Below are 25,770 nucleotides of genomic sequence, written 5' to 3'. Positions count from 1 at the left end.
TTATGTTGATACGAGCGAAGCAGAGGACGGTAAGAACTTACTAGACGTTTCTATAAAAGGTCCTGAAAATGTCTCATGGACAAGATCAATACCTTCTATTACAGTAAATGTTCTGCGAGCTTAAGTTTTGATTTGAAGGAGAGAGTAAATAAATGGGTAAATATTTTGGAACTGACGGTGTAAGAGGCATTGCAAATAGCGAACTTTCACCAGAATTAGCATTTAAATTAGGCCGAATCGGTGGCTATGTATTAACAAAAGGTGCAACAAGTCGTCCGAAAGTATTAATCGGTCGGGACACCCGAATTTCGGGGCATATGTTAGAAGGTGCTCTAGTAGCTGGCCTTTTATCCGTCGGTACAGAAGTAATGCGTTTAGGCGTCATCAGTACACCAGGAGTTTCTTATTTAACACGTGTGATGAGCGCAGAAGCAGGCGTTATGATTTCAGCTTCTCACAATCCAATGGCTGATAACGGAATCAAGTTCTTTGGTTCAGATGGCTTTAAATTATCAGACGAACAGGAAGCGGAAATTGAATCTTTAATTGACGCAGAAATAGATCAACTACCAAGACCAGTGGGTAAAGATATTGGCCCTGTAACAGACTACTTTGAAGGTGGTCAAAAATATATTAGCTACCTAAAACAAACATTGGATGAAGATTTTGTTGGCATTCATGTTGCACTGGATTGTGCACATGGTGCGACATCTACTTTAGCAACTCACGTCTTTGCGGATTTGGATGCGGATCTTTCAACAATGGGGGCATCACCAAACGGTTTGAATATTAATGACAATGTCGGCTCTACTCACCCTGAAGTATTAGCGAAATTTGTGGTGGATAAAGGAGCTAACGTAGGTCTCTCGTTTGATGGCGACGGGGATCGTTTGATTGCGGTAGACGAGAAAGGTCATATTGTTGATGGCGATCAAATCATGTACATTTGCGCGAAATATTTACACAGCGAAGGTCGTTTGAAACAAGATACAGTTGTGTCTACAGTGATGAGTAATATGGGCTTCTATAAAGCACTAGAATCGCAAGGTATGAAGAGTGTCAAAACAGCAGTTGGCGATCGCTATGTGGTCGAGGAAATGAAGAAAAATGGCTACAATCTAGGTGGAGAACAATCTGGACACATTGTGTTCTTGGATTACAATACAACTGGTGATGGTCTGTTAACAGGACTGCAACTTGTCAACATCATGAAAGTTACAGGTAAAAAGTTATCTGAACTTGCTGCAGAAATGCAAATATTCCCTCAGAAGCTTGTTAATGTGCGTGTAACGGACAAACACGGTGTGACGGATAATGCAAAAGTAGCAGCTATTATTAATGAAGTAGAAGTAGAAATGGCTCAAAATGGTCGGGTACTTGTACGTCCTTCTGGTACAGAACCTTTAGTGCGTGTAATGGTTGAAGCATCAACTAAAGAAGATTGCGTACGTTATGTAGATCGTATTGTAGTCGTGGTTCGCGAAGAAATGGGATTAACTGAATAATAAATAAGAAAACCAGCTTCTTTTTGAAGCTGGTTTCTTTTTGATTTTTGAAGATAGCAGAATGATATAACTTTATGATTGTGAAGTCAGTAAATAGAAAGCACAACAATACAATAAAATATATAATGTCTTGCTTTCTATTTGAAACTTATTTTCGTATAATACCAATACAATGGTTGAAAGTAGGTGGCATATGCGTTTAGATGATACAGATAAACGTATTTTAGAATTACTAATTGCCAATGGGCGTATATCATATGTCGATATAGGAAAAGAACTTAATTTATCAAGAGTGGCAGTTCGAGAAAGAGTGAATCAATTGCAAGAAGCAGGAGTAATTGAGCATTTTACTGTGGTAATTAATTCTGAAAAAGTTGGAAAAAGTGTATCTGGTTTTTTTGAAGTGGATTGTGAACCTTCTTCACTTGTGGAAGTAGCTGAAAAACTTGCGGATAATCCAAGTGTAGCTAGTTGTTATCAAATGACAGGACCATCTACTCTTCATATGCATGTATTGGTAGATGATTTCTTGAATTTAGAGAAATTTATTAATGAAGAATTGTATGCTTTAGATGGAATTACACGTGTTGAGAGTCACATATTATTAAGACGCTTTAAGAGTAGAAGTGGATTGAAACTATAATTACACGAAGACCCCTACATTTCAAAGGGAATGTAGGGGTCTTCGTGTATATAAGTTTCTAATTACGAAATGATTGCAAGCGTTTTCAATTTTAAAACTTGAAATGCTGACCAATTTGTATGGTATGTTGTTTTTTTTATTACGAAGTGTATATAAAATATAATAAATTAAGTCTAAAAGGACTAAAAAACTAAATTAATTAACTTATTTGAATATTCATGTAGATTTTTAATTCTGCATGAACTATAATAAAAAATAACAAATATTAACCTTTTGTTAATCAAATATGATAAAAAGATTAACAAATGTAAGGAGGTGGGGAGTAAATGATAGCTTTGATTGTTCGTAGGGGAGTACAACTTGTATTTTTATTACTAGGTATTTCATTTCTTGTATTTTCATCCATGTATATCGCACCTGGAGATCCAGCTACTATGGTAGGAGGAGCAACTGCGACAGAGTCGGATTTAGAAGCGATTCGCGATAATCTTGGTTTGAATGATCCATTTCTCGTTCAGTATGGCAGATATGTAAAAAACGCAGCTCAAGGAGATTTTGGCTATTCCTATCAAACAAAACAAGCTGTTTCCGAAGCTATAGCTATTCGTTTCCCGAATACATTAAAACTTGCCATTGCCAGTATGATAGTCGCCATAGTTATTGGTATTTTTGCAGGGTTAATATCTGCATTAAAACATAACTCCTGGTTAGATGTAACGTCGACAACTTTTGCTCTTGCAGGGATTTCCATACCAAACTTTTGGTTAGGAGCAATTTTAATTTTAGTGTTTGCAGTGAATTTAGGCTGGCTTCCAGTCGGTGGATTATCCGCACCATTCTATACGGTTGATGGAATAAAACAATTGATACTACCGGCAATCACACTTGGTACCGGTTCAGCAGCAATGATTGCTCGTATGGCTAGGTCTTCTATGCTTGAAGTGATTAAAGCTGATTACGTTAGAACGGCAAGGGCAAAAGGTGTGAAAGAACGAAATGTCATTTGGGTACACACATTGAAAAATGCCATGATTCCTGTTATTACCGTTATTGGGCTAAACTTTGGTTTCCTCCTTGGTGGAACAATTATTACTGAAAAGGTTTTCGCAATAAATGGGGTAGGGAGATTAATGATTGACGCCATTGCTATGAGAGACTTCCCTATGGTTCAAGGATCGGTGTTGTTAGTTGCCACCCTATTTGTAGTCGTGAATTTAATAGTAGATATCATTTATACCTTTATTGATCCACGTATCAGCTACGACTGATGAAAGGAGACACGATATGACAAACACGGTACTGACAACAGATGCACGAGCACCGGTTGTTAAAAAGAAAGAAAAAGTGTATGTCACTACACTAAAACGATTGCTGAAAAATAAACTAGCAGTTGCTGGATTAATAATTATCCTTTTACAAATCGGAATGGCTATATTTGCACCGATTATTTCTACACACGATCCTATTAAACAAGAATTAATTAGCAGCGAACTTCCCCTGTTTTCTGAAGGTCACTGGCTAGGTACTGATAATTATGGACGAGATGTCTGGTCACGTATTGTCCATGGAGCACGAATTTCATTATTAGTGGGTATTACAGCGGTTTCTCTTGGTTTGATTGGAGGAGTTACGTTAGGACTGCTTGGCGGTTACTACAAAAAATTAGATGGAATCATCATGCGAGTTGTCGATTTGCTATTCTCTTTCCCTGGTATTTTGTTAGCCATGTTAATTATTGCGGTATTAGGAACGAGCTTAGTCAATGTGGCAATCGCAATTAGTATTTGGTCCATTCCGACATGCGCTCGAATAGTGCGGGGTTCCGTACTATCCATTAAACAAAAGGAATATATCATGGCGATGAAGTCTCTAGGAGCTTCAGATTTACGGATAATGATTCGTCATATTTTACCGAACGCGTTTGCACCGATTATTGTTTTTGCAACAATGCGAATGGGCACAGCCATATTGTCGACAGCATCTCTAAGTTATTTAGGGTTAGGTGCTCAACCTCCAACACCTGAATGGGGTGCCATGATAGCACAAGGTCAAGACTATATGTGGACATCGCCACATTTAACGATTGTACCTGGTATCGCCATCATGTTAACGGTTTTTGCTTTTAATGTAGTAGGAGACGGATTACGAGATGCACTAGATCCAAACATGGATATTCAATGAAAAGCGCCACTCTAACTCTACAAAGGCGCTGGAAGGAAGAAAGAAGAATACTTCGCCTTTCTGACCCCATAAAGGGGCATGCGAGCTGGCGCTTGTATCTAGAGACACAATGAAGAGAAAAAAGCTGCACAAGTTCTTGGAGTAAACGGGAGACAATATTAAAAATGGAGCAGGGGGAAGAATAATGAAGAAAATTGTATGGTTATCTCTAGTGTTAATGGTATTACTCGTATTATCAGCATGTGGTGGTGGGGAATCAGCATCAGCCCCTAAAGAATCTGACGGATCAGGAAGCGTAGATTCTGCAAATAATGAAACCTTTACGTACGCATCTACATCAGATGTTGCAGGGATGTCGCCAATTTTAACAAATGATTCAGTATCTGCTAATATTACAGAACATGTCTATGAAAAATTATTTGAACGTAATATCGATACGATGGAATTTGAGCCTCAGTTAGCAGAATCGTATGAAATCAAAGATGAAAACACATGGGTAATTAAACTAAAAAAAGGCGTTAAATTCCACGATGGAACGCCTTTTAATGCAGAAGCAGTAAAATACACATTTGATAAATTACGTGATCCAGCAACAGCTGCACCACGTGCATCTCTATTAGAGCCGGTTGATACGATTACAGTAATTGATGAAAACACAGTGGAAATTAAAACAAAATATCCATACGGAGCTTTTTTAGCTTCATTATCACATTCAAATGCAGCAATTGTGAGCCCAACAGCTGATCAAGCACAAGATTTAATGAAAGATCCAGTTGGAACAGGTCCATTCAAATTTGTTAGTTGGACATCTGGTGATCAAGTGGTGTTAGAAGCAAATGAAGAATATTGGGATGGTGCACCTGATCTCAAGAAGGTTGTATTAAAAGTAGTTCCTGAAATTTCAACTGCTATCTCTATGCTGCAAGCAGGAGAAATTCAATTTATTGACAACTTACCAACAGAACAAATCAAACGTCTTGAAGCAATGGAAAATATTAATATCGAGAAAAAAGAAGGAACACCTGTTTATTATTTAACATTTAACCATTCAAGAGAAATGAATCAAGACCCTGAATTCCGTGAAGCGGTGGCAGCAGCTATTGATCGCGACGCATTTGTTACAAAATTAAATGGTTTAGGCATTCGTAGTGATAGTGTCGTTGGACCGCAAGTATTCGGTTACGATGCATCTGCTGACGAAGCGGGAACTGCTTATGATGTAGAAGCAGCAAAAGCATTAGTAGAGAAAAATGGATACGGGGACAAGCCAATTAAATTATTGACAGCTAACCGTGACAACTTCATATTAATGGCTGAAATTGTACAAGCTCAATTAACAGAAGCTGGATTCAAAGTTGAAATTGAGTCAATGGAGTGGGCTACATTCTTAGATACAGCACGTGGTGGAGAGTATGATATCACATTCCTAAGTTGGTCAAACGTAACGGGTGATGGTTCAGAATTGTTATATCCAAACTTTCATAGTGATAATGTTGGATCTTCAAACCGAGCTCAATACAGCAACCCTGAATTTGATGAGTTAGTTGTACAATCTCGTACAACGATTGATCAAGAAGAACGTGAAGCGATTCTGGATAAAGCAAATAAAGTGATGATTGAAGATAATGCAGTAGTTGTTATGTATCACGGAATCGTTACAGCGGCAATGGACAAAGCATACTCTGGCCTTGAATTAGATCCAAACGGTAAATGGACTTTGAAAAACGTTACTGGAGAGTAGGGTGAACCATGCAGGAGACATTATTAGAAGTGAACAATTTAGTAACTGAATTCCGTACAGCAGACGGCAACGTCCAAGCTGTGCGGGATGTCTCCTTTTCCATAGCAAAAGGGGAGACATTATGCATCGTAGGGGAATCAGGTTGTGGGAAGAGTATTACGTCCCTATCTGTGATTGGTTTGCTTCCAAGCAATGGTAGAATTGCGAACGGAGAAGTGAAGTATGAAGGGAAACAGATTCATAACTTACCTTATGAACAGATGAGACAAATGCGCGGCACAAAAATTTCGATGATCTTCCAAGAGCCCATGACGGCTTTAAATCCAGTATTAACCGTGGGCTACCAGTTGCGAGAACCCTTAATTCTTCATCATAAAATTAAGAAAAGTGAAGCAACCAAACAAGGTATAGAATTATTAAAACAAGTTGGAATGCCGTATCCTGAAAAAAGAATGAATCAATATCCACATGAACTAAGCGGAGGGATGAGACAACGTGTCATGATTGCGATGGCACTTGCATGTCATCCTGGGTTGCTCATTGCGGATGAACCAACAACTGCTTTAGATGTAACCATTCAAGCACAAATATTGGATTTAATTAATGAGTTGAAGGAAAAATTAAATATGGGTATCATGATGATAACGCATGATATGGGTGTTGTAGCAGAAGTTGCTGACCGCGTAATGGTTATGTATGCTGGGAAAAAAGTAGAAGAAGGACCTGTAGCAGCTATATTTGATAACCCGAAACATCCTTATACAATCGGTTTATTGAATTCAGTACCAAACATTGATGATCCGGATTTCGAATTAGAACCAATACCAGGTTCTTTACCAAGTTTACAAGAACATATTCAAGGATGTCGTTTCCACCCGCGTTGTAAATTTGCGACTGACAAATGCCGTGAAATTGCACCGCCTGAATTTATTACAAAAGAAGAAGGGCATGTCGTGAGTTGTTGGTTGCACGAAGAAGTAGAGGAGGAGGTTAAGCATGGTCACCTTGTCGCCCAAATCTGAACCCAAGATACTCCTCGAATTAAAAGGTGTGAAAAAATATTTTCCTATTAAAGGTGGCATCTTAAAGCGTGTCCAAGGAAATGTTAAAGCTGTTGAAGATGTGTCATTGCAATTATATGAAGGAGAAAGTTTAGGGGTCGTTGGTGAATCTGGTTGTGGCAAATCTACCTTAGGTCGTGCTATTTTAGGTCTTGAAGAATTGACGGAAGGGAAAATTAGCTTTCGTAATGAAGAAATTCAAGATTTAAAACGCAAAGAGAAATTAAAATTTGTTAAAGAGATGCAAATGATTTTCCAAGACCCTTATGCTTCTTTAAACCCTCGTCAACGTATTGGACATGCACTCGAAGAAGTCTTTACGATGCATACCGATATGTCAGCTAAAGAAAAGCGTGCAAGTGTGATAGATTTGCTTCATGAAGTTGGTCTAAAGGAAGAACATTTTGATCGTTATCCACATGAATTTAGCGGTGGTCAAAGACAACGAATCGGTATTGCTCGTGCAATTGCCTTAAATCCTTCCTTTGTTATTTGTGACGAAGCGGTATCAGCTTTAGATGTATCGGTGCAAGCACAAGTGTTAAAATTGTTAAAAACCTTGCAAGAAAAGTATAAGCTATCCTATTTATTTATTTCGCATGATTTAGGGGTGGTCCGTTACTTCTGTGATCGTGTGCTAGTAATGTATCTTGGCACTACGGTGGAGTTAGGAACGGTAAAGGGATTGTTTGCAGATCCATTACATCCTTACACCCAAGCGCTTTTATCGGCCATTCCGCGACCATCTGTTCACGTAAATACAAAACGAATTCGATTACAAGGAGATTTACCTAATCCGGCAAATCCGCCAAGTGGATGTCCATTCCATACACGTTGTCCACTTGTCCAAGATGTGTGTAAAGTTGATAAACCCACTTGGAAAGAATATGAAGTAGGTCATTTTGCTGCTTGTCATTTTGCAGGCATTAAAATTTAGGGACGAACAAATTTGAGGGGGATTATTATGGATTACTTACACCACCCATTTGCAGCGAAGCGTCATACCGTATTCGCGAAGAAAGGCATGGTCGCAACATCACAACCACTTGCAGCACAAGCAGGTCTTGAAATTTTGCAGAAAGGTGGTAATGCGATAGACGCTGCGATCGCGACAGCGGCAGCATTGACAGTTGTTGAACCAACTTCGAACGGAATTGGCGGCGATGCATTCGCACTTGTATGGACAAAAGATAAGCTACATGGTCTCAACGCCTCTGGTCCTGCACCACAATCGATTTCTGCTGAAGCTATACGACAAAAAGGACATGAAAAAATGCCTGTGTTTGGTGTGATTCCTGTCACTGTACCTGGTGTACCGGCTGCTTGGGCAGAGCTTTCACAGAAATTCGGCAAACTACCGTTAAAAGACGTACTTATTCCAGCTATTCGTTATGCAGAAGAAGGCTACCCATTAACACCAATTCTCGGTAAGTACTGGAAAGCTGCCTATAAGAAATTCAAGGAAACTTTTACAACAGAAGAATTTGCCTCTTGGTTTGAAACATTTGCACCAAACGGACGAGCACCTGAAGTAGGAGAAGTTTGGTCATCTCCTGGTCACGCAAAAACGTTACGTGCAATCGGTGAAACAAATGCAAGAGATTTCTATGAAGGCGAAATTGCTGATAAAATCGATGCCTACTTTAAGAAACACGATGGCTACTTAACAAAAGAAGATTTAGCTACATACAAACCACAATGGGTTGACCCAGTTTCTGCGAATTATCGTGGATACGACGTATGGGAAATCCCACCTAATGGGCAAGGAATGGTCGCACTCATGGCGTTAAACGTCTTTAAACAATTAGACAAACCAGCTTGGCAAAATGCAGACACATTCCATCAACAAATTGAAGCCATGAAATTAGCATTTACAGACGGACAAGCGTTCATTACAGAGCCTCAAGAGATGCCTGTGAGTGTTGAACATTTATTATCAGAAGAATACGCAGAGAAACGATCTGCTGTAATTGGTGAAGAGGCAAGTAATCCAGAACCGTATGAACTTCCTAAAGGCGGCACTGTGTATTTAGCAACAGCTGACGATGAAGGGAATATGGTGTCATTCATTCAAAGTAACTATATGGGCTTCGGCTCAGGTATCGTGGTGCCTGGTACTGGAATTGGATTGCAAAACCGTGGACATGATTTTTCTCTGGATGAATCACACCCGAACGTCTTGAAGCCAGGTAAGAGAACGTATCACACAATTATTCCAGGATTCTTAACGAAGGACGGGCAAGCCGTTGGTCCATTCGGAGTGATGGGTGGTTATATGCAACCTCAAGGACACTTCCAAGTAGTAACGAATACGGTGGACTTTTTATTAAATCCACAAGCTGCGTTAGATATGCCTCGTTGGCAGTGGATTAAAGGGAAGACGGTCCATGTCGAACCCGAGTTTCCAAATTACTTGGTGCTGAACTTGGTTAGAAAAGGACATGACATACATGTAACATCGGACGGTGGTAGTTTTGGACGTGGACAAATCATTTGGCGAAATCCTGAGACGGGTGTGTTACAAGGTGGTACAGAATCACGAACGGACGGAACCATCGCGGCTTGGTAGAGGACAAAATAAAGAACACCTCCGCACGTCCCGGTCGTGTTCTTCACCGTAATATCGGATTAGCTTTCTTTCGAATCGGTATGCTTGGGTTTGGCGGAGGACCTTCCTCAATTCCATTAGTGCATCAAGAAGTTGTGAAAAAATATGAATGGATGACAAATGATGAATTTGGCGACACTCTGGCTCTCGCGAACACCTTACCTGGTCCCATCGCTACAAAAATGGCGGGTTATGTTGGTTATCGAGTAGCAGGGGTATGGGGATGTCTAAATGCACTCATTTCCTCTATCATTCCAACTGTAGTGTTAATGATTGCTTTTTTAGGTTTGCTTCAAACATATAAAGATGTCCCTTGGGTACAAAATATGGCAGCATCAGTTGTTCCGGTTGTTGCTGTCATGCTTGCCTTGTTGACATGGGACTTTATTAAGAAATCAGGTCAAACACTTGGCTGGATGCGCGCGCTCTTGCTCTTGGCTCTATCAGCTATATTAATAGAGACGTTTCATATTCATCCCGCATTTGTTATTTTAGGTTGCTTCCTGGTAGCTTTCTCCTCGCTGTTGAAAAGGAGGAAGTAAGCATGATCTATTGGCAAATATTTTTAGCTTTCTTTATTCCCGGGATATTAGGGTACGGTGGAGGGCCGGCATCTATCCCTCTAGTGGAGCATGAAGTGGTAGGTAAATATGAATGGATGTCTACGCAAGAATTTAGTGAGGTAGTCGCCATAGGAAATTCATTGCCTGGTCCGATTGCAACGAAAATGGCTGGTTATATTGGGTACGCAGAAGCGGGTGTATTGGGGTCTATCGTAGCTATGTTTGCGACGGTCGCTCCATCTTTAATCCTAATGATCGGCATGATGGTCATATTAATGAAGTACAAAGAAGAGCCCGAAGTGAAAAGCTTGACGAAGCTCATTCGACCGGTCATAGCGGTGTTACTTGGATTTATGACGATTCGATTTGCACAACAATCAGTTGAAGGTGTTGGCATTAGCTACACGCTGATGATCATGGGTGTGAGTTTTATTTTATTAGAAAAAGTAAAATTACATCCTGCTTTTGTTATAGCATTAGCATTATTATTTGGAGCTATTACAGGTTTGTGAAGAGTCGCAAAAATGCGGCTCTTTTTTAAATTGTTAATAAATTCCCTTATTTAACAGGAGCGCAGCGAAAAAAAGAACCATTAAATCCCTAATAATGGGTGAAGCCGAATAAAATTGGTTTGAAGCCGATTAAATGGTCCGTGAAGCCGATTAAAATGACTGCGTAGCGGAATAAACAGGAGTCGAAGCCGATTAAAACTACGTTGAAGCGGAATAAACCAATCTGTAAAGGAAATGAACCTTCTTTAACAGGAGCACAGCGGAAAAAGAAACTAATAAAATCCCTAATAATGGGTGAAGCCGAATAAAATTGGTTTGAATGGTCCGTGAAGCCGATTAAAATGAATGCGAAGCGGAATAAACAGAGATCGAAGCCGATTAAAATTACGCTGAAGCGGAATAAACCAATCACCAAGCGCGGGATAAAATAATCTCTGTATATAGCTATTTTTCACAAATCGAAATGATCAGAAATTCTACATCGTGAACTATTATGTTTTACTAGAATACAATGGGGTACAGTACTTAAGTAGTTTGTTGACGTATGTACGTGAATTCAGTATGATAGGAATGCTGACGTAAACTGTAAGTCATTGACAACTGACTGCGTCACCGTGGGAAAGGAGTGAAAATCCACGTTAAAAACAGGAAGATAATGATAGCGCCCGAGCTGAAGAAATCACAAGCAAACTGATCTTCAGCAGACGAGGAGGAGGAGTATCGAACATTCGGCGGATACCTCCCGGCCGCGATGCCCGGTCGTAATTCTTTTTCTTAACCCACAGAAGCGATTTTGTGATTAAAGGAAAAAGAGGGCACACGAACAGCTTCTGTTTATATGGCAGAACGCTTACTTTGATTTTACTTAATGGAGGATTTAAATTATGTGCGGGATTGTAGGATACATTGGAGAATTAGATTCAAAAGAAATTTTATTAAAAGGCTTAGAGAAATTAGAATACCGCGGTTATGATTCAGCAGGTATTGCTGTGCGCAATGAAGATGGCATTACTGTCTTTAAAGAAAAAGGGCGTATCGCAGACTTACGTCAAGCAGTAGAACTTGATGTGTACGCAAAAACAGGAATTGGTCATACACGTTGGGCGACTCACGGTGTACCCAATCAACTAAACGCGCATCCACATCAAAGTGATTCGCAACGTTTTACGCTTGTTCATAATGGCGTTATTGAAAACTACCACTTGGTACAAAAAGAATATTTATCTGACGTTGATATGACATCCGATACGGATACAGAGGTTATTGTGCAATTGATTGAGAAGTTTTCAAAAGAAGGCATGACAACTGGTGAAGCCTTCCGTCATACTTTGTCATTGTTACATGGTTCGTATGCAATAGCGTTACTAGATTCAGAGGAAGCGCAAACCATCTATGTAGCTAAAAATAAGAGTCCGTTATTAGTAGGTCTTGGTGATGGCTTTAATGTAGTGGCTTCTGACGCGATGGCGATGTTACAAGTAACATCTCAATACGTAGAACTTCATGATCAAGAAATGGTAATCGTGAAAAAAGAGTCTGTCGAAATTCAACAATTAGACGGAACAGTAGTGAAACGTGATTCATACACTGCTGAACTTGATATGAGTGATATTGAAAAAGGTACGTATCCTCACTACATGTTAAAAGAAATTGACGAGCAACCAGCTGTTATGCGTAAAATTATTCAAGCATATCAGAATGAACAAGGGGAGCTTGAAATAGAAGATGCTATCTTGGCTGCTTTGAATAATGCAGATCGTCTATATATCATTGCGGCAGGTACTAGTTACCACGCAGGATTAGTCGGAAAAGAATACTTTGAGAAAATTGCAGGGATTCCGGTAGAAGTTCACATCGCAAGTGAATTTGGCTACAACATGCCTTTATTATCAAAAAATCCAATATTTATGTTCATCACACAATCAGGCGAAACGGCAGATAGTCGCCAAGTATTAGTGAAAATTAAAAAATTAGGTCATCCTACGTTGACTGTAACCAATGTTAAAGGCTCTACGCTTTCTCGTGAAGCGGATTATACATTGCTACTACATGCAGGCCCTGAAATTGCAGTAGCATCTACAAAAGCTTACACAGCTCAAATCGCAGTACTTGCCATAACGGCAGCTCTCGTTGCTAAAAAAGCGGGACATCAAGTAGATTTTGATATCGTTCATGAAATTGGGATTGTCGCAAATGCTATGCAATCGCTAGTTGATTCAAAAGAAGAAATGGAGCAAATCGCTCGTGACTTCCTTGCAACAACACGCAACGCATTCTTCATTGGCCGTAACCTAGACTACTGTGTCAGCATGGAAGGCGCGTTGAAATTAAAAGAAATTTCATACATCCAAGCTGAAGGCTTTGCCGGTGGCGAATTGAAACACGGAACCATCGCGTTAATTGAAGAAGGCACACCAGTCTTCGCTTTGGCGACACAAAAAGCAGTAAGTTTAAATATTCGTGGAAACGTAAAAGAAGTGGTAGCACGTGGAGCCAATCCATGTATCATTGCAATGGAAGGCATGGAAGAAGAGGGCGATACAGTCATCTTACCAAAAGTGCATCCTTTGCTATCTCCACTTGTTTCGGTTATTCCAATGCAGTTAATTAGTTACTACGCATCACTTCACCGTGATTGTGACGTAGATAAACCACGTAATTTGGCTAAATCGGTTACGGTTGAATAAAAAAGAAAACTCGATCCTTTTGTAGATTTGAAATAAAGTTTGACCGTTTTGAAAAAAGTTGCACAGTTTAACCCCGTTGGATATGATTATCCAACGGGGTTTTTTTATGTCTAAAAGAATGAGAATATCTAAAGTCGATATTTGGATTAAAGATAAAGTTGTTTGATTTACAATAAAGTCCTTTAATACCGCCTATGTTGAAAGGAATCCATAAGGTTAAATATAGAAGATGTGGAAGATGGCGATTAATTCATATTGATGTCATCATGAAAAATTACATTCAAAAATAATTTTTATTTTAGGAGAGTGTGACATGGATGTTTTTGCAGAATATTTAGCACAAATTGATAACTCACAACATCGGGACCGAATGGAAGAAGTGTTGACTTGGGTAACTAGGAAATTCACAAATTTAAAGCCAAAAATTGCGTGGAATCAGCCTATGTTTACCGATCACGGTAAATTTATTATTGGTTTTAGCGTAGCTAAACATCATTTGGCTATTGCCCCTGAAAGTGTAGGGATTAGTCATTTTTCTGATGAAATTGTGCAGGCTGGCTATGATCACACCAAGCAGTTGGTACGTATCAAGTGGGATAGTCCGGTTGATTTCTCATTACTTGAGAAAATGATCGAGTTTAATATTTCGGACAAGGCAGATTGTTCAACTTTTTGGCGAAAATAAAATATCGGATTATTAAGGGTTCAATTAATTTTAATCAAACTTTTTTTAGTGCCTTTAAATGTGAAACGGATAGCTTATTAACATCTAAAACGAAGAAATGTCCATTAAGAATAAAACCTTCTATACGGAGCACATTAGACTCTAGGAGGTGAATATACATGAGTAAAAACAACAAAAAAACAATTAATGTAAGAACGCATAACAGCTTCGGAGTCTACAAAAGTCCCAACCATAATCCTGACGAAGAAATTGCTACAGACTTTGAAGATAAACCTAGAAAAGTTGCTACCGACAAAAACAAGGATCAACAATCCAACAAAAATAAATAATTGATGAAAATAACCTCTGTGGATAGGTATTCCTCAAGAGGTTATTTTTTTCGTTAATTAATAACCGAAGGAAATTTCAAAAAGTACCTATTTAGATATTCTTATCTAAATAGGTACTTGTATGATTTCCACTATAAAATATTTCTACCCTAAAATTCCTGGTTCACAATTTTTATGGAAATTAAAAATAGTGAATAGTTGTCTCGGTATCTATTAATTTAATCTCATACGATATATGGAACACCACTATTATTATGGAAAGGAGGTGTTTATATGAGACTAGAACCTAGTAAAGACTTATGTAGAAATTTTGCACGAATTCTTGGGGGAAGTGACAGTATTGTAAATGGAGTTTGTCTTGTCCAAAGATTTAGAGATATTCCATTCAGAATTCTTGGAAGAAGAACGAATTCACCATTAGTAAATCCGCAATTTTTTACTTTTGAAGATTTAGATAGCCAAGGAAACGCACTAAATCTTGGGGAAACAGTTCTTTTACAAGAAGAAGTTAATCCACTTCTTACAGAACTGAGGAAGAGAGATATACTTGTAACTGCTGTGCACAATCACTGGTTGTTTGAGGAACCGCGGGCAATGTATATGCATTTTGAATCTACCGAACCACCGCTTGATTTTGCAAGGAAAGTTCGGAGCGCATTTAAGGTATTGGAAAAATAACTTGGATAAATTCGTGGTTATGGGAAGATAAGGGATTCGCGAAATATCGTTTCAATCACTGGAACTAGGTTGGGTTCCTTATTAAAAAATACCAGATGTTAAAACGGAGTTTAGGGAGTAGGGTATACCTGAACTCCGTTTTCTATATGAAATAAATATAGACAAGCTAAATAAAAGCACTGTCACATTACTATTTTTTGAAAGTGCGTCCCAGGGTCAGTTACAAATTAGTGAAAATTGGTGTCTGACCCTGGGACGGTGGAGGAGCTCTTTTCTAGTATTTTGTGAATTGTTAGCAGAGCAAATCCCGTCTACTCTACTCAAGCGCAACAAAAAAATTGTATCGAATTGGAGTTCAAAAAAACCTTTTTATTCTGGTCTACTTAATAGAGTTTGTGTCAAAATAGGAAGTGGGACTAAGATAGCATTATTGGAAGTAACGAAGGGAGCCGTTTATGAAGATTCAAACCTCGCGTTTCGGTGAATTAGAAATAGCAGATAGCAGTGTAATTACTTTTAATAAAGGGATTCCAGGATTTGAAGAGTCGAAAAAGTATGTATTAATCCCAGCAGATGAAAAAGGGGAAACCCCATTCTTCTTCTTGCAGTCGATAGAAAAAGAAGAAGTGAATTTCTTTTTAGTCGATCCCTTCTCGTATTTTAAGGAATACGATATTAAACTAGCAGAACAAATGGTGGATAGGCTTCAATTAGAAGATTCAACTGACGCAATCGTGTTAACCACAGTTACGGTCAAGGACGAAATAAAGAATGCGACCACTAACTTAAAAGCACCAATTATCATCAATAACAATAGCCAGCTCGGAATGCAAATTGTGTTAGATAATAAAGACTATCTAATCAAACAGCCATTATTCCAACACAGTGAAATAGCTGTAGCAAGGCAGGTGTAGCATATGTTAGTACTTGGAAGAAAAAAAGGCGAATCCATCATTATTGATGACGACATCGAAATTATCGTTACAGCTATCGAAGGAGACACAATAAAACTAGGCTTTACAGCACCAAAACATATCACCATTCATCGAAAAGAAATATATTTGGAGATTCAGGAAGAAAATCGACTAGCGACTTCAAATGTTATTAATCTGAGTGATTTTTTGAGCTTGAGAAAATAAGTGAGAGTATAAAACCTGCAGCTTTTTTGCAGGTTTTTAATTTTTTTTTTAAAACTTTCAAAAAAGACTAAACATTTAACAAATACCTCCGATATAAATAGTGTAAGGAAGTTCAAACGGATTTGGACTCTTACAAAAAACAAAAAAACATTACACGGAGGTAACACACAATGATTATCAATCACAACATCGCAGCACTTAACACACACCGCCAAATGGGCAGTGCAAACAATGCACAAATGAAAAGCATGGAGAGATTATCTTCAGGTATGCGTATTAACAGCGCTGCAGATGATGCAGCAGGCTTATCAATCTCTGAAAAAATGCGCGGGCAAATTCGTGGGTTAGAACAAGCTACTCGTAACTCACAAGATGGTATTTCATTAATTCAAACGGCTGAAGGTGCATTAAATGAAACACATGATATCCTTCAACGTATGCGTGAATTAGCTACTCAAGGGGCATCAGATACGAATACAACTTCTGATCGTGGAGAAATCCAAAAAGAAATGGATTCTTTAACTTCTGAAATTAACCGTATTGGTAATACAACTGAGTTCAATACACAAAAATTATTGAATGGTTCTAAAGATTCGACAACAATAGCTGCAGGTGCAGTTCCTGGAGTTCCTGGAGTTGCTGGTGAATATACATTAGCAGCAGTTCCTACAGGAAATGTAACAATTGACGGAGTAAGTTTCACACAAGGTGACGGATCAGGTGGAACATTTGCTACAAGTAATGATCTAGTTACTCTAGTCAATTTGGATTCAACTTTATCTACTAAGTATACTGCAAGCAGCTCTGATGGTACTGAATTCGTTCTGACACAAAAAGTGGGTCAAGAATCTTCAACTGCTCCAACATCAACTTCTACATTCACTGAGTCTACACCAGGTTCTGCTGCTGTAGTAGGTTCTGAAGCTGTAGAGGCTGGTGCTGGTCTTCAATTCCAAATTGGTGCTAACGAGAACCAAAGCTTAACACTCGAAGTATCTGATATGAGAGCAAGTGCATTAGGTCTTAGTGGAACAGTAGGAGGTACAGGATTTACTGCAAGTAATACAGTGACAAATGGAACTAATAGCACTAAATCTGAAGCAGCTTTAGATGTATCAAATGCTACTAATGCTTCCGCAGCAATTACAACAATTCAACTAGCTATTGATAACGTTTCATCTGAACGATCTAAATTAGGAGCTAATCAAAATCGTCTTGAACACACAATCAACAATTTGAGTACTGCTTCAGAAAACTTAACTTCTGCGGAATCTCGTATTAGAGATGTGGACATGGCGAAGGAAATGATGGAACAAACTAAGAATTCTATTCTTAGTCAAGCAGCAACAGCAATGATGGCTCAAGCAAATCAATTACCACAAGGTGTTTTACAACTTTTACGTTAATTTTATTTTTCAAGTGAGATCCTAGTTCTACTAGGGTCTCTTTTCTTTTGCGAAGAAGTTCCCCTTTTAAAGGACATTTGATATTATCTATTTTTATGTGAGACTAGTGTTACTTTTTATTCACTTCCCACCAATTCCCCTATTCTATTTCCCACAAATATCTTGTACTATAGAATCACAAGCATTATAAAAAAGGATGTGAAAATCTATTGATGTCTAGTCCTGTTTCTTCTAACTGGTTTTATTACATGACCATGGCTTCTATGGCACAGGCGATGCCACCTGTAAATCAAACCGATAATGTAAACAAACCAATAGGGAACGCGGGTAACGATAATTCTTTATTTTTTATGCTATTAAATGCAGCGATGCAAGGTAGTGAACCGAACAATGCAACAGCTTTACCAGTGGTTCAAAATCAAATGCTTCCACCATTAAATAATTCGTACAGGCCAATACCGGTAGCTTTACCTACAGCTATACCGAAAGTTAATTTAGTAGATGTTCCAACCAGTCCAAATGATAAGAGTGACTTGCAATTTAGACCGGTGCAATTCATCAAATTGGATAATACATTGGATGGAAAACTTAGCGGAACTGCAGCGCATTTTATTAACGCAGGAAAAAAATACAATATTGATCCTAACCTGCTTTCTGCTATTGCTATACATGAAACCGGAAATGGCTCATCAAAGGCTGTTAAGGAAAAATTAAATGTAGCGGGTATGATGGGTAGAAACGGCTTAAGAAGTTATGGATCATTAGAAGATAGCATTTTCGATATGGCTCGTAATTTAAGACAAAACTATTTAAATCAAGGAAAAGATACAGTTGGTAAAATTGGAGCGAAATATGCCCCAGTTGGAGCTGCAAATGATCCAACAGGATTGAATAATCATTGGACAAACGGTGTTAGCCGCCATCTAAATAATCTTACGTAAAAAAAGACCAATTCCTAGTGAATCGGTCTTTTTTTAATTTATATCAAATTATCATAAAAAACCGCTAAAAAATTCTTCTTTTATGCCGATATAGTAAATATACGTACTAGTTGAAATGATAGAGATGTAAAATGGCTAGAAGATTTTATTGGTTTTCATAATCTATGTGCATAAATATTCCGAAACTTATCCAACTCAACCGATATATCATGAACATATAAGGGGAGTGCGACAGATGGAAGTGAAAAATACACATGCTATTTACTTTCCGAATCATATTGATCGTATAGTAGTAAATCCTATACAAGGCCTTGGTCAATCAGATGTACAAAACAATGAAGTTAATGAAAAAATAACGAAGGAAATGGTTATACATAAAGTAGATGAACTGAATCGGCTTCTACAACCAACCCCTACTTCAATGAAGTTTAAACTGCATGAAGAATTGAATATCTATTATGTCCAAGTAATAGATACGAACACAGATGCAGTTCTAAAAGAGATTCCTAATAAGAAATTTCTAGATATGTACGCATCAATGAGAGAATTAATGGGATTGATTGTCGATGATAAATTATGACTTGAACTAAAGGGTCATTGGGAAGTTAAAGAATTCAAGTGTGATTACTTATTTTTTACTATCTAGATTAAATTGATACAGAGGGTATTGGAGGATTCTTTACATGACTGAGGAACTTAAAATATTTAATCCGAGAAAAAACCCGAATTATCACATTCTAGCGATATTCACTCTGGTTTTAGGTATCGGATTAGACTATTTCATATTTAGAGAACGTACAATGACTTTTGCATATATACCACTAATGATGATGGTGGGTATTCTCTCCCGTAATTTTATGCCGATATTAATTTTAACAGGTTTGGCAACAGTCTCTTTACAATTTAACTCTCCTGCCGAGTGGGGTGTTGAACTCTTTTTCCTGAGATGGATGTCTTATTTTTTAGTAGCATTTATTATTAATACTTCATTAAAAAACTATCAAAAAGAACAAGAAAGTCTACATAATCTAACTTTTGCATTAGCTGGATCAATAGATGCCAGAGATAAATACACTTCTTTTCACTCGCAAAATGTTGCGTATTACTCACGCGAAATAGGAAAAGCGATGAATTTATCCCGTAAGGATTGTCGTAATTTATATGTAGGTGGTCTTTTACATGATATTGGAAAAATAGGTGTACCTGAAGCGGTCTTAAACAAACCATCTCGGTTAACTGATGAAGAATTTGAATTAGTAAAGCAACATCCTCAATGTGGATACGATTTGCTTAAATATACGTCATCTTTCAAGAGAAATACCATTTTGGATATGGTCTTATATCATCACGAAAAATTTGATGGAACAGGTTATCCAAATTGTTTAAAAGGTAAGGACATACCATTAGTGGCAAGGATTATGGCTGTTGCAGATGCTTTTGATGCGATGACTTCAAGAAGGGTCTATCGTAACAAGAAAGAATTAGACTATGCTTTATCAGAAATATCAAAAGGAAAACAGAGTCAATTTGATCCTGAAATTGCAGATGTTTTTTTACAACTGATACATAATAAAAATATAATTGTTCGTGGCTTTATGCAAGAAAACTAATGGGTTGAAATCCTTTTGGCACTAGCTTTACTTAACAACTTTAAGATGTATATGAATAGAAAAATTAGAGTAGAGGAAGTGAAAAAATGCGTATCGGCGGTTTAGCATCAGGAATGGATACCAATCAAATAGTTAAGGACCTTATGAATGCACAAAAAATACCTATGGAAAAATTGATGCAGAAAAAAGTTTGGTCAGAATGGCAACAAGAATCTTTACGTGATTTCAATTTATCACTTTCGAGTTTACGAACTAGTGCCAGCAATCTGCGCCTTCAATCTACTTTTAATTCGTATAGTGCGACTTCATCGGATCCAAGCCGCCTAAGTGTTTCTACGACTGCAAATGCCGTAAGCGGATCATACAGAGTTGAGGTAATGAGTGTTGCCAGCCCTGCAAAATTGAATTCAGAGAATACCATTATAAAATTTGATGGTACAGGAGCAGCAAAATCTACAGACCTGGTTGGGACATCAGGAAAGATAATGGTGAACTCTGGAACCGATAATATTGTCGTAGAGATTACAGCTAGTATGACCTATGCAGAGGTGGCCAAAAAGCTCCAAGATTCCACTGCCGGCTCTGTACCTGAACTTCGTGCAAATTTTGATAACACGACTTCGAGGTTTTTCATCTCGACCAAAGGCATGGGCTCGGATCAGGCATTTTCACTTGCTTTTAAGAATGCGGATGGAACGACTGATAATACCGCTTTAGCCAATCAAATAATAAATAACGCTAGTGGAACAGCAACGGCAACAGCGACGGGTGCTGAGAATGGCGAAGTGAGTTTCGACGGAGTCATCATAGACGGACTGAAGACCAATCAAACAACCGTAAACGGCTTAACCTTGAACCTTTTAAAGGTAGGTCCAGAGACAACAGTAAACGTACAGTCCAACCCAGAAAAGCCGATGACAATGATTAAAGAATTTGTGGAAAAATACAATGAAACAATTGCTGATATTGAAAAACAGCTGATTCAAAAACGCTACCCTACTTTCCAACCGCTATCGGATGAACAGAAGAAAGATATGAGTGAGAAGGAAATCGAACTGTGGGAAGAAAAAGCCAGAAGCGGTTTGCTACGCAATGATCCTACTTTAAAGAATGCGATACAGGATTTAAGACGTGCCTTTATGGACCCGGTGGCAGTAATTGCTGGTGGCAACTTTAATATGATGTCACAGATCGGCATCAATACCGGTTCGTATACTGAAGGTGGAAAGCTTTTCATTGATGAAGCCAAGTTAAGCGCAGCATTAACGAATAAACCAGACGAAGTGATGCAATTATTCACATTCAAAGATGCCGCTGGGAGTGGTATCGGGATCGGTGACCGAGTCTACCAAAAGCTGAACGATGTCATAAAAAACCTGAGCAGCCAAGCCGGAAGTCCTGGTAATTCTGTTGACAACAGTACCATCTCCAAACGAATCAAGCAGATGGACCAAGAAATTAGTAGATGGCAGGACCGTTTAACAATGATTGAAGATCGATACTGGAAACAGTTCTCGGCCATGGAAAAAGCCTTGAGTCAAATGAATTCACAAAGTAGTTGGATGCAGCAATCCATGTTCGGCGGGACGCAATGATCGACTATCAAAACGCCTTAACCGGACTTCTCCAGCTAACGGAAGAAATCCTTAAACAAGCTAAAGTGATTGGATCAAAAATGAAAGATAATGAAACGGAGCAATTGGAAACATTGCAACTGCTTTTTGATAAAAGACAACTTGTCATTAAACAGTTGGATACATATATGCAACAGGCGGGTTTTCAATGGACACAAGAAGATCAATTAGTCATTCATAAACTAAAGCAATATGATCAAATACTGCAGCCACTAATGACTGGTTTGTATCAATCTTTCTTGACACAAATGAATCAAATCAATCAAACGAAGCAAGTATCAAAAAAGTATAGTGATGCGTATCAAAACATGACGACAGATGGTTCGTTTATTGATAAACGCAAGTAAAATTAAGGAGAATATAATATGTCAATTAAGAATCCTTATGAGGTTTACCAAAAAAACTCGGTGATGACAGCATCTCCACAAGAACTCACACTGATGCTGTATAGCGGCTGTTTAAAATTTATTAAACTAGCAAAAAAAGCAATGGTTGAAAAGAATTTTGAAGTGAAAAATACAAATATTATTAAGGCCCAGGCGATTATTCAAGAGCTTCGTGTTACCTTAAATCAAGAAATTGAAATTTCAAAAAATATGGCACAATTGTATGACTATATGTATAATCGTTTAGTTGATGCAAACATGAAAAATGATCTTGAAACCCTACAAGAGGTAGAAGGCTATGTTGTCGAAATGCGTGACACATGGAAGCAAGTCATGGGGCTTGTGAAAAAGTAACATCACACACCTAACTAAGATTACTAGATAAAGAAATAACGTAATCTCGTATTTTGAGTTACTGTTGATCGTCATTTGTTGAATTGAAAAGAGGTATTAACATGGATAAGACATCATGGATTGGCATGATACTAGGCTTTACGGTATTAGTTGGCGGGTTGATTTTAAAAGGCTCTGATCTTATCGCTTTATATAATCCTGCAGCACTCTTAATTATCTTTGGAGGAACGGCTGCCTGCATACTAATCGCATTTCCATTTGATGAAGTGAAGAAAATACCTAGTTTATTTAAGGTTATTTTCAGTAGTTTAAAAATTATTCCAATTAAGGAATTAATACCTATGTTTACGGAGTGGGCAAAGACGGCAAGAAAAGAAGGACTTCTTGCGTTAGAGGATAGTTCAGAAGAGGTAGAAGATCCATTTTTACAACGAGGATTAAAGATGGTGGTCGATGGCCAATCACAGGAATATATTCGTGACATGATGGAAGAAGAAATTACTGCAATGGAAGAGCGACATGAGGTAGGAGCGAAAATTTTCACGCAAGCAGGGACCTATGCACCTACACTCGGCGTACTAGGAGCAGTAATAGGCTTGGTAGCGGCACTTGGTCATTTGGACGATATTGCCTTGTTAGGTAAATCTATTTCAGCTGCATTTATGGCCACTTTATTCGGTATCTTCACGGGCTATGTTTTATGGCATCCATTTGCAAATAAACTAAAGCGTAAATCAGAACAGGAAGTAAAGATGAAATATATTATGTTGGATGGGATACTAGCCGTTCAAGAAGGTCTACCAGCTCGTAAAGTGGAAGAGAAATTGCTAACATATCTACCGGCAAAAGATCGAATTCTTGAACCGGAAGGAAGAGAGGGTGTTCGAGTTGAAGCGAAAGCATAGGAAAAAGCATGAAGATCATGTTGATGAATCATGGTTAATCCCTTATGCCGATATTTTGACGCTTTTACTCGCTCTATTTATTGTTTTGTTTGCAGCAAGTGAAGTTGATTCCGAGAAATTCCAAAAAATTTCGGAGTCTTTCAATAATGAGCTACAAGGTGGGACAGGTGTCTTGGAAAAGCAAGCGGTTATTGAACCTTTCGATGAGCCTTTTAAAGATACAACGCTAATTCCACAGATTCAACAAGATAAACCAGCTAAAGTAAACGAAGAAGAAATGTCACCACAACAAGACCAAATAGAGCTTAGAGAACTTCAGAAGAAAATTGATAGTTATATTAAAGCAAAAGGATTATCACCAAGGATAGTTACAGAGCTGACTAGCAAAGGATTGCTATTTAAAATAAAAGAAGGTGTTTTATATAGTTCTGGTAGTGCGGATATTTCACAGCAGGCAAGAATCACTGTTATTGAACTTTCTAACTTCCTAGTTACAGACCCGCCAAGGAATATATTTATTGAAGGACATACAGATAATGTCCCAACGTATTCAGGCGTATTTCCGTCAAACTGGGAATTAAGCGCCGCTAGGGCCATAAATTTCATGAAAATACTTCTCGAAAATAACAATCTAGATCCTAAAAAATTTAGCGCAACTGGATATGGTGAATATCAACCAACAACTTCAAATGATACGGCACTAGGAAGAGCGGAAAACCGTCGTGTGGAAGTATTGATTTCATCTTATGAGTAATAAAATTAACGATTTAGAGGTGGGTCATGGGTAAATTAAAAGTTTTTCTTGGCATAATTATAGCCTTAGCTATACTTGGTGCGGGAGCGATATACTACTTTGAAATTGATGTATTAGGCTTTGAGAGTGGCAAAGATAAAGGAACGTCAGCACAAGATTTGGCTGATTTAAGTATAAATACAGATATAATTACAACTAATTTAGCTTCTTCAGGTAATTTTGCGATTGTCCAATTTAATATTTTGTTAAGCACCAAAGAGGCAAAAGAAGAGACAGAAAAACGAACTCCTGAAGTGCGGGCAGCTATTATTTCTACTATTGCCGGGATCACAAAAGACCAGCTAATCGGAGAGGGTGGTATTGTTATACTTGAACAGGAACTGTCTACGAGATTAAGTGGCATTGTAGAGACCGGAAAAATAGAACGGGTATTAGTAACAGAGTTTAAAGTGCAATAATAAAATTCCCACTAAACATTTTGAGATACATGCCGATATAAACAGTAAGAAGAGTGAAGTTCTTTAAAATGATTGTACGCATGGTTATTCTAATCTGGTTTACTCCCGAGTGCATTGTGGTAAAGTAATGACAAACAAATCAGGTAAAGAAGTAAAAAATAAAAGACAGGGTGGTGAAGGAATGAATATCGATAAAACGACTGGTTCTTCCTTTATTCAATCTTATCAAAAGCAAATGCAAGTATCTAAGGTTGAAAAAATGAGACCGCAACAAAGGGAAGATCAGCTACAAATTTCAAACCAAGCAAAAGAGATGTTTGAAAAGAATACAGAAGTAGATAAAGCAAGACAAGAAAAAATTCAAACTTTAAAAACCCAAATACAATCGGGTGATTATCAATTCAACAATGAGAAAATAGCAGATAAGATTCATCAATTTTGGTTCGATCAATAGATATTCGCTTTAAAAAGGAGGGTGTCGGGTGCTTAATTTAGTCGTCACGACGCTGGAAGAATTAATTAACTTGCAAAAGCAACTCATCGTCTTCGCTGAACGAAAGAAATTAGTTTTAATTGAGCGGAAAGTTGATGACTTAAATCGACTGGTTAAAGAAGAATCAATCTTAGTGAAACAGTTGAGTCAACTAGAAAATGAGCGAGCACAGCGAGTTGAGAGTTTGCTGCAAGAATATCCAACGCTTAGCTTTAGCCAATTTGTAGAACAAATACCTGATAATTTAACAAGAACAAACGTTCAATTACAAGTGAAAACATTACAACTGCTCATAGGGGAGTTACAAGAAAAAAACAACGTAAATAAGACACTTCTTGAAGACTCCATGAGCTTTGTTCAATATATGATTGACCAAGTTACCAAGTCAAAACAACAGCATTTCAATTATCAACCCCCGTTAGCCCAACAAAAATCACAAACAAGCAATCGAGGCTTTTTCGATACAAAAGCATGATGGCAGTTAGAAGAGAGGGATA

The 25,770-nt window shown here is 38.0% G+C and carries 29 protein-coding genes; 28 read left to right on the top strand and 1 reads right to left on the bottom strand.

Annotation, left to right across the window (positions count from 1 at the left end):
- Positions 1–152 precede the first annotated feature (152 nt).
- The 10 genes from glmM (at position 153) to C406_RS0102480 (ending at position 10,814) form a co-directional block, all read left to right on the top strand.
- Positions 153–1,505: a phosphoglucosamine mutase gene (glmM, locus tag C406_RS0102525; RefSeq protein WP_017379020.1), complete on the top strand. Its 1,353-nt coding sequence runs from the start codon at positions 153–155 to the stop codon at positions 1,503–1,505.
- A 193-nt stretch (positions 1,506–1,698) separates the two neighbouring features.
- On the top strand, positions 1,699–2,148 hold the full coding sequence (locus C406_RS0102520) for an Lrp/AsnC family transcriptional regulator (protein WP_017379019.1): 450 nt from the start codon (positions 1,699–1,701) through the stop codon (positions 2,146–2,148).
- 326 nt (positions 2,149–2,474) lie between these two features.
- Positions 2,475–3,416 (top strand): nickel ABC transporter permease, encoded by a 942-nt coding sequence (gene nikB / locus C406_RS0102515; protein ID WP_017379018.1) that lies wholly within the window; start codon positions 2,475–2,477, stop codon positions 3,414–3,416.
- Between the two features lie 16 nt (positions 3,417–3,432).
- Complete coding sequence (locus C406_RS0102510) at positions 3,433–4,329, top strand: ABC transporter permease (RefSeq protein WP_017379017.1); 897 nt, start codon at positions 3,433–3,435, stop codon at positions 4,327–4,329.
- 184 nt (positions 4,330–4,513) lie between these two features.
- A complete protein-coding gene (locus C406_RS0102505) occupies positions 4,514–6,070 on the top strand; it encodes an ABC transporter substrate-binding protein (RefSeq protein WP_017379016.1) in 1,557 nt (518 codons plus the stop codon).
- An 8-nt stretch (positions 6,071–6,078) separates the two neighbouring features.
- Positions 6,079–7,092 (top strand): ABC transporter ATP-binding protein, encoded by a 1,014-nt coding sequence (locus tag C406_RS0102500; RefSeq protein WP_017379015.1) that lies wholly within the window; start codon positions 6,079–6,081, stop codon positions 7,090–7,092.
- Positions 7,067–8,068, top strand: a complete 1,002-nt coding sequence (locus C406_RS0102495; protein WP_017379014.1) for an ABC transporter ATP-binding protein — start codon at positions 7,067–7,069, stop codon at positions 8,066–8,068. Before C406_RS0102500 ends, C406_RS0102495 begins: the two co-directional genes overlap by 26 nt.
- Positions 8,069–8,095: 27 nt before the next feature.
- Positions 8,096–9,700: a gamma-glutamyltransferase family protein gene (locus C406_RS0102490; protein WP_017379013.1), complete on the top strand. Its 1,605-nt coding sequence runs from the start codon at positions 8,096–8,098 to the stop codon at positions 9,698–9,700.
- Positions 9,694–10,281 (top strand): chromate transporter, encoded by a 588-nt coding sequence (locus C406_RS0102485; RefSeq protein WP_017379012.1) that lies wholly within the window; start codon positions 9,694–9,696, stop codon positions 10,279–10,281. The genes C406_RS0102490 and C406_RS0102485 overlap by 7 nt, the downstream gene beginning before the upstream one ends.
- A 2-nt stretch (positions 10,282–10,283) precedes the next feature.
- Positions 10,284–10,814, top strand: coding sequence for a chromate transporter (locus tag C406_RS0102480; protein ID WP_017379011.1), 531 nt, complete (start codon positions 10,284–10,286; stop codon positions 10,812–10,814).
- A gap of 88 nt (positions 10,815–10,902) precedes the next feature.
- Here the strand turns inward: C406_RS0102480 and C406_RS20625 are convergent, their stop codons facing one another.
- Positions 10,903–11,226 carry a hypothetical protein gene (locus C406_RS20625; protein WP_237740495.1) on the bottom strand — a complete coding sequence of 108 codons (324 nt, stop codon included), beginning with the start codon at positions 11,224–11,226 and terminating at the stop codon, positions 10,903–10,905.
- A 472-nt stretch (positions 11,227–11,698) separates the two neighbouring features.
- Here C406_RS20625 and glmS point away from each other — a divergent pair, with 472 nt between their 5' ends.
- The 18 genes from glmS (at position 11,699) to C406_RS0102390 (ending at position 25,748) form a co-directional block, all read left to right on the top strand.
- Positions 11,699–13,501 (top strand): glutamine--fructose-6-phosphate transaminase (isomerizing), encoded by a 1,803-nt coding sequence (gene glmS / locus C406_RS0102475; protein WP_017379010.1) that lies wholly within the window; start codon positions 11,699–11,701, stop codon positions 13,499–13,501.
- Positions 13,502–13,814: 313 nt separating this feature from the next.
- Entirely contained in the window at positions 13,815–14,186 is a 372-nt protein-coding gene (locus C406_RS0102470; protein ID WP_017379009.1) for an iron chaperone, read from the top strand.
- Positions 14,187–14,344: 158 nt separating this feature from the next.
- The gene (locus C406_RS20620; protein WP_017379008.1) at positions 14,345–14,515 is read left to right on the top strand and encodes a hypothetical protein; all 171 of its coding nucleotides are present in this window, start codon (positions 14,345–14,347) and stop codon (positions 14,513–14,515) included.
- A 273-nt stretch (positions 14,516–14,788) separates the two neighbouring features.
- The gene (locus C406_RS0102460; RefSeq protein WP_017379007.1) at positions 14,789–15,193 is read left to right on the top strand and encodes a DUF1259 domain-containing protein; all 405 of its coding nucleotides are present in this window, start codon (positions 14,789–14,791) and stop codon (positions 15,191–15,193) included.
- A 455-nt stretch (positions 15,194–15,648) separates the two neighbouring features.
- Positions 15,649–16,107: a flagellar assembly protein FliW gene (gene fliW / locus C406_RS0102455; RefSeq protein ID WP_017379006.1), complete on the top strand. Its 459-nt coding sequence runs from the start codon at positions 15,649–15,651 to the stop codon at positions 16,105–16,107.
- A gap of 3 nt (positions 16,108–16,110) precedes the next feature.
- Entirely contained in the window at positions 16,111–16,332 is a 222-nt protein-coding gene (csrA, locus tag C406_RS0102450; RefSeq protein WP_017379005.1) for a carbon storage regulator CsrA, read from the top strand.
- A gap of 170 nt (positions 16,333–16,502) precedes the next feature.
- Positions 16,503–17,738 (top strand): flagellin N-terminal helical domain-containing protein, encoded by a 1,236-nt coding sequence (locus C406_RS0102445; RefSeq protein ID WP_017379004.1) that lies wholly within the window; start codon positions 16,503–16,505, stop codon positions 17,736–17,738.
- Between the two features lie 212 nt (positions 17,739–17,950).
- A complete protein-coding gene (locus C406_RS0102440; protein WP_026045584.1) occupies positions 17,951–18,679 on the top strand; it encodes a glucosaminidase domain-containing protein in 729 nt (242 codons plus the stop codon).
- A gap of 235 nt (positions 18,680–18,914) precedes the next feature.
- Entirely contained in the window at positions 18,915–19,259 is a 345-nt protein-coding gene (gene flaG, locus C406_RS0102435; RefSeq protein WP_017379002.1) for a flagellar protein FlaG, read from the top strand.
- Positions 19,260–19,362: 103 nt separating this feature from the next.
- Entirely contained in the window at positions 19,363–20,289 is a 927-nt protein-coding gene (locus C406_RS0102430) for an HD-GYP domain-containing protein (RefSeq protein WP_017379001.1), read from the top strand.
- An 86-nt stretch (positions 20,290–20,375) separates the two neighbouring features.
- On the top strand, positions 20,376–21,884 hold the full coding sequence (gene fliD, locus C406_RS0102425) for a flagellar filament capping protein FliD (RefSeq protein WP_017379000.1): 1,509 nt from the start codon (positions 20,376–20,378) through the stop codon (positions 21,882–21,884).
- Entirely contained in the window at positions 21,881–22,270 is a 390-nt protein-coding gene (locus tag C406_RS0102420) for a hypothetical protein (RefSeq protein WP_017378999.1), read from the top strand. Before fliD ends, C406_RS0102420 begins: the two co-directional genes overlap by 4 nt.
- Positions 22,271–22,288: 18 nt before the next feature.
- Positions 22,289–22,663, top strand: a complete 375-nt coding sequence (gene fliS, locus C406_RS0102415; RefSeq protein WP_017378998.1) for a flagellar export chaperone FliS — start codon at positions 22,289–22,291, stop codon at positions 22,661–22,663.
- Between the two features lie 101 nt (positions 22,664–22,764).
- Positions 22,765–23,568 (top strand): flagellar motor stator protein MotA, encoded by an 804-nt coding sequence (gene motA, locus C406_RS0102410; RefSeq protein ID WP_017378997.1) that lies wholly within the window; start codon positions 22,765–22,767, stop codon positions 23,566–23,568.
- A complete protein-coding gene (motB, locus tag C406_RS0102405; protein WP_017378996.1) occupies positions 23,552–24,322 on the top strand; it encodes a flagellar motor protein MotB in 771 nt (256 codons plus the stop codon). The genes motA and motB overlap by 17 nt, the downstream gene beginning before the upstream one ends.
- A 26-nt stretch (positions 24,323–24,348) precedes the next feature.
- Positions 24,349–24,780, top strand: a complete 432-nt coding sequence (locus C406_RS0102400) for a flagellar basal body-associated FliL family protein (RefSeq protein WP_017378995.1) — start codon at positions 24,349–24,351, stop codon at positions 24,778–24,780.
- Between the two features lie 127 nt (positions 24,781–24,907).
- Complete coding sequence (gene flgM / locus C406_RS0102395; RefSeq protein WP_017378994.1) at positions 24,908–25,234, top strand: flagellar biosynthesis anti-sigma factor FlgM; 327 nt, start codon at positions 24,908–24,910, stop codon at positions 25,232–25,234.
- A gap of 28 nt (positions 25,235–25,262) precedes the next feature.
- Entirely contained in the window at positions 25,263–25,748 is a 486-nt protein-coding gene (locus C406_RS0102390) for a flagellar protein FlgN (RefSeq protein ID WP_017378993.1), read from the top strand.
- Positions 25,749–25,770: the final 22 nt, after the last annotated feature.

The organism is Paenisporosarcina sp. TG-14 (assembly GCF_000297555.1).
Lineage (GTDB): Bacteria > Bacillota > Bacilli > Bacillales_A > Planococcaceae > Paenisporosarcina > Paenisporosarcina antarctica.
The sequence above is the reverse complement of the archived record's forward strand: the minus strand, read 5'-3'. Positions and strand labels throughout refer to the sequence as shown.

What these genes read in the sequence shown, in the direction of transcription:
- glmM (WP_017379020.1), top strand. Translation starts at nt 153, where the DNA reads ATGGGTAAATATTTTGGAACTGACGGTGTAAGAGGCATTGCAAATAGC.
- C406_RS0102520 (WP_017379019.1), top strand. Translation starts at nt 1,699, where the DNA reads ATGCGTTTAGATGATACAGATAAACGTATTTTAGAATTACTAATTGCC.
- nikB (WP_017379018.1), top strand. Translation starts at nt 2,475, where the DNA reads ATGATAGCTTTGATTGTTCGTAGGGGAGTACAACTTGTATTTTTATTA.
- C406_RS0102510 (WP_017379017.1), top strand. Translation starts at nt 3,433, where the DNA reads ATGACAAACACGGTACTGACAACAGATGCACGAGCACCGGTTGTTAAA.
- C406_RS0102505 (WP_017379016.1), top strand. Translation starts at nt 4,514, where the DNA reads ATGAAGAAAATTGTATGGTTATCTCTAGTGTTAATGGTATTACTCGTA.
- C406_RS0102500 (WP_017379015.1), top strand. Translation starts at nt 6,079, where the DNA reads ATGCAGGAGACATTATTAGAAGTGAACAATTTAGTAACTGAATTCCGT.
- C406_RS0102495 (WP_017379014.1), top strand. Translation starts at nt 7,067, where the DNA reads ATGGTCACCTTGTCGCCCAAATCTGAACCCAAGATACTCCTCGAATTA.
- C406_RS0102490 (WP_017379013.1), top strand. Translation starts at nt 8,096, where the DNA reads ATGGATTACTTACACCACCCATTTGCAGCGAAGCGTCATACCGTATTC.
- C406_RS0102480 (WP_017379011.1), top strand. Translation starts at nt 10,284, where the DNA reads ATGATCTATTGGCAAATATTTTTAGCTTTCTTTATTCCCGGGATATTA.
- glmS (WP_017379010.1), top strand. Translation starts at nt 11,699, where the DNA reads ATGTGCGGGATTGTAGGATACATTGGAGAATTAGATTCAAAAGAAATT.
- C406_RS0102470 (WP_017379009.1), top strand. Translation starts at nt 13,815, where the DNA reads ATGGATGTTTTTGCAGAATATTTAGCACAAATTGATAACTCACAACAT.
- C406_RS20620 (WP_017379008.1), top strand. Translation starts at nt 14,345, where the DNA reads ATGAGTAAAAACAACAAAAAAACAATTAATGTAAGAACGCATAACAGC.
- C406_RS0102460 (WP_017379007.1), top strand. Translation starts at nt 14,789, where the DNA reads ATGAGACTAGAACCTAGTAAAGACTTATGTAGAAATTTTGCACGAATT.
- fliW (WP_017379006.1), top strand. Translation starts at nt 15,649, where the DNA reads ATGAAGATTCAAACCTCGCGTTTCGGTGAATTAGAAATAGCAGATAGC.
- csrA (WP_017379005.1), top strand. Translation starts at nt 16,111, where the DNA reads ATGTTAGTACTTGGAAGAAAAAAAGGCGAATCCATCATTATTGATGAC.
- C406_RS0102445 (WP_017379004.1), top strand. Translation starts at nt 16,503, where the DNA reads ATGATTATCAATCACAACATCGCAGCACTTAACACACACCGCCAAATG.
- C406_RS0102440 (WP_026045584.1), top strand. Translation starts at nt 17,951, where the DNA reads ATGTCTAGTCCTGTTTCTTCTAACTGGTTTTATTACATGACCATGGCT.
- flaG (WP_017379002.1), top strand. Translation starts at nt 18,915, where the DNA reads ATGGAAGTGAAAAATACACATGCTATTTACTTTCCGAATCATATTGAT.
- C406_RS0102430 (WP_017379001.1), top strand. Translation starts at nt 19,363, where the DNA reads ATGACTGAGGAACTTAAAATATTTAATCCGAGAAAAAACCCGAATTAT.
- fliD (WP_017379000.1), top strand. Translation starts at nt 20,376, where the DNA reads ATGCGTATCGGCGGTTTAGCATCAGGAATGGATACCAATCAAATAGTT.
- C406_RS0102420 (WP_017378999.1), top strand. Translation starts at nt 21,881, where the DNA reads ATGATCGACTATCAAAACGCCTTAACCGGACTTCTCCAGCTAACGGAA.
- fliS (WP_017378998.1), top strand. Translation starts at nt 22,289, where the DNA reads ATGTCAATTAAGAATCCTTATGAGGTTTACCAAAAAAACTCGGTGATG.
- motA (WP_017378997.1), top strand. Translation starts at nt 22,765, where the DNA reads ATGGATAAGACATCATGGATTGGCATGATACTAGGCTTTACGGTATTA.
- C406_RS0102400 (WP_017378995.1), top strand. Translation starts at nt 24,349, where the DNA reads ATGGGTAAATTAAAAGTTTTTCTTGGCATAATTATAGCCTTAGCTATA.
- flgM (WP_017378994.1), top strand. Translation starts at nt 24,908, where the DNA reads ATGACAAACAAATCAGGTAAAGAAGTAAAAAATAAAAGACAGGGTGGT.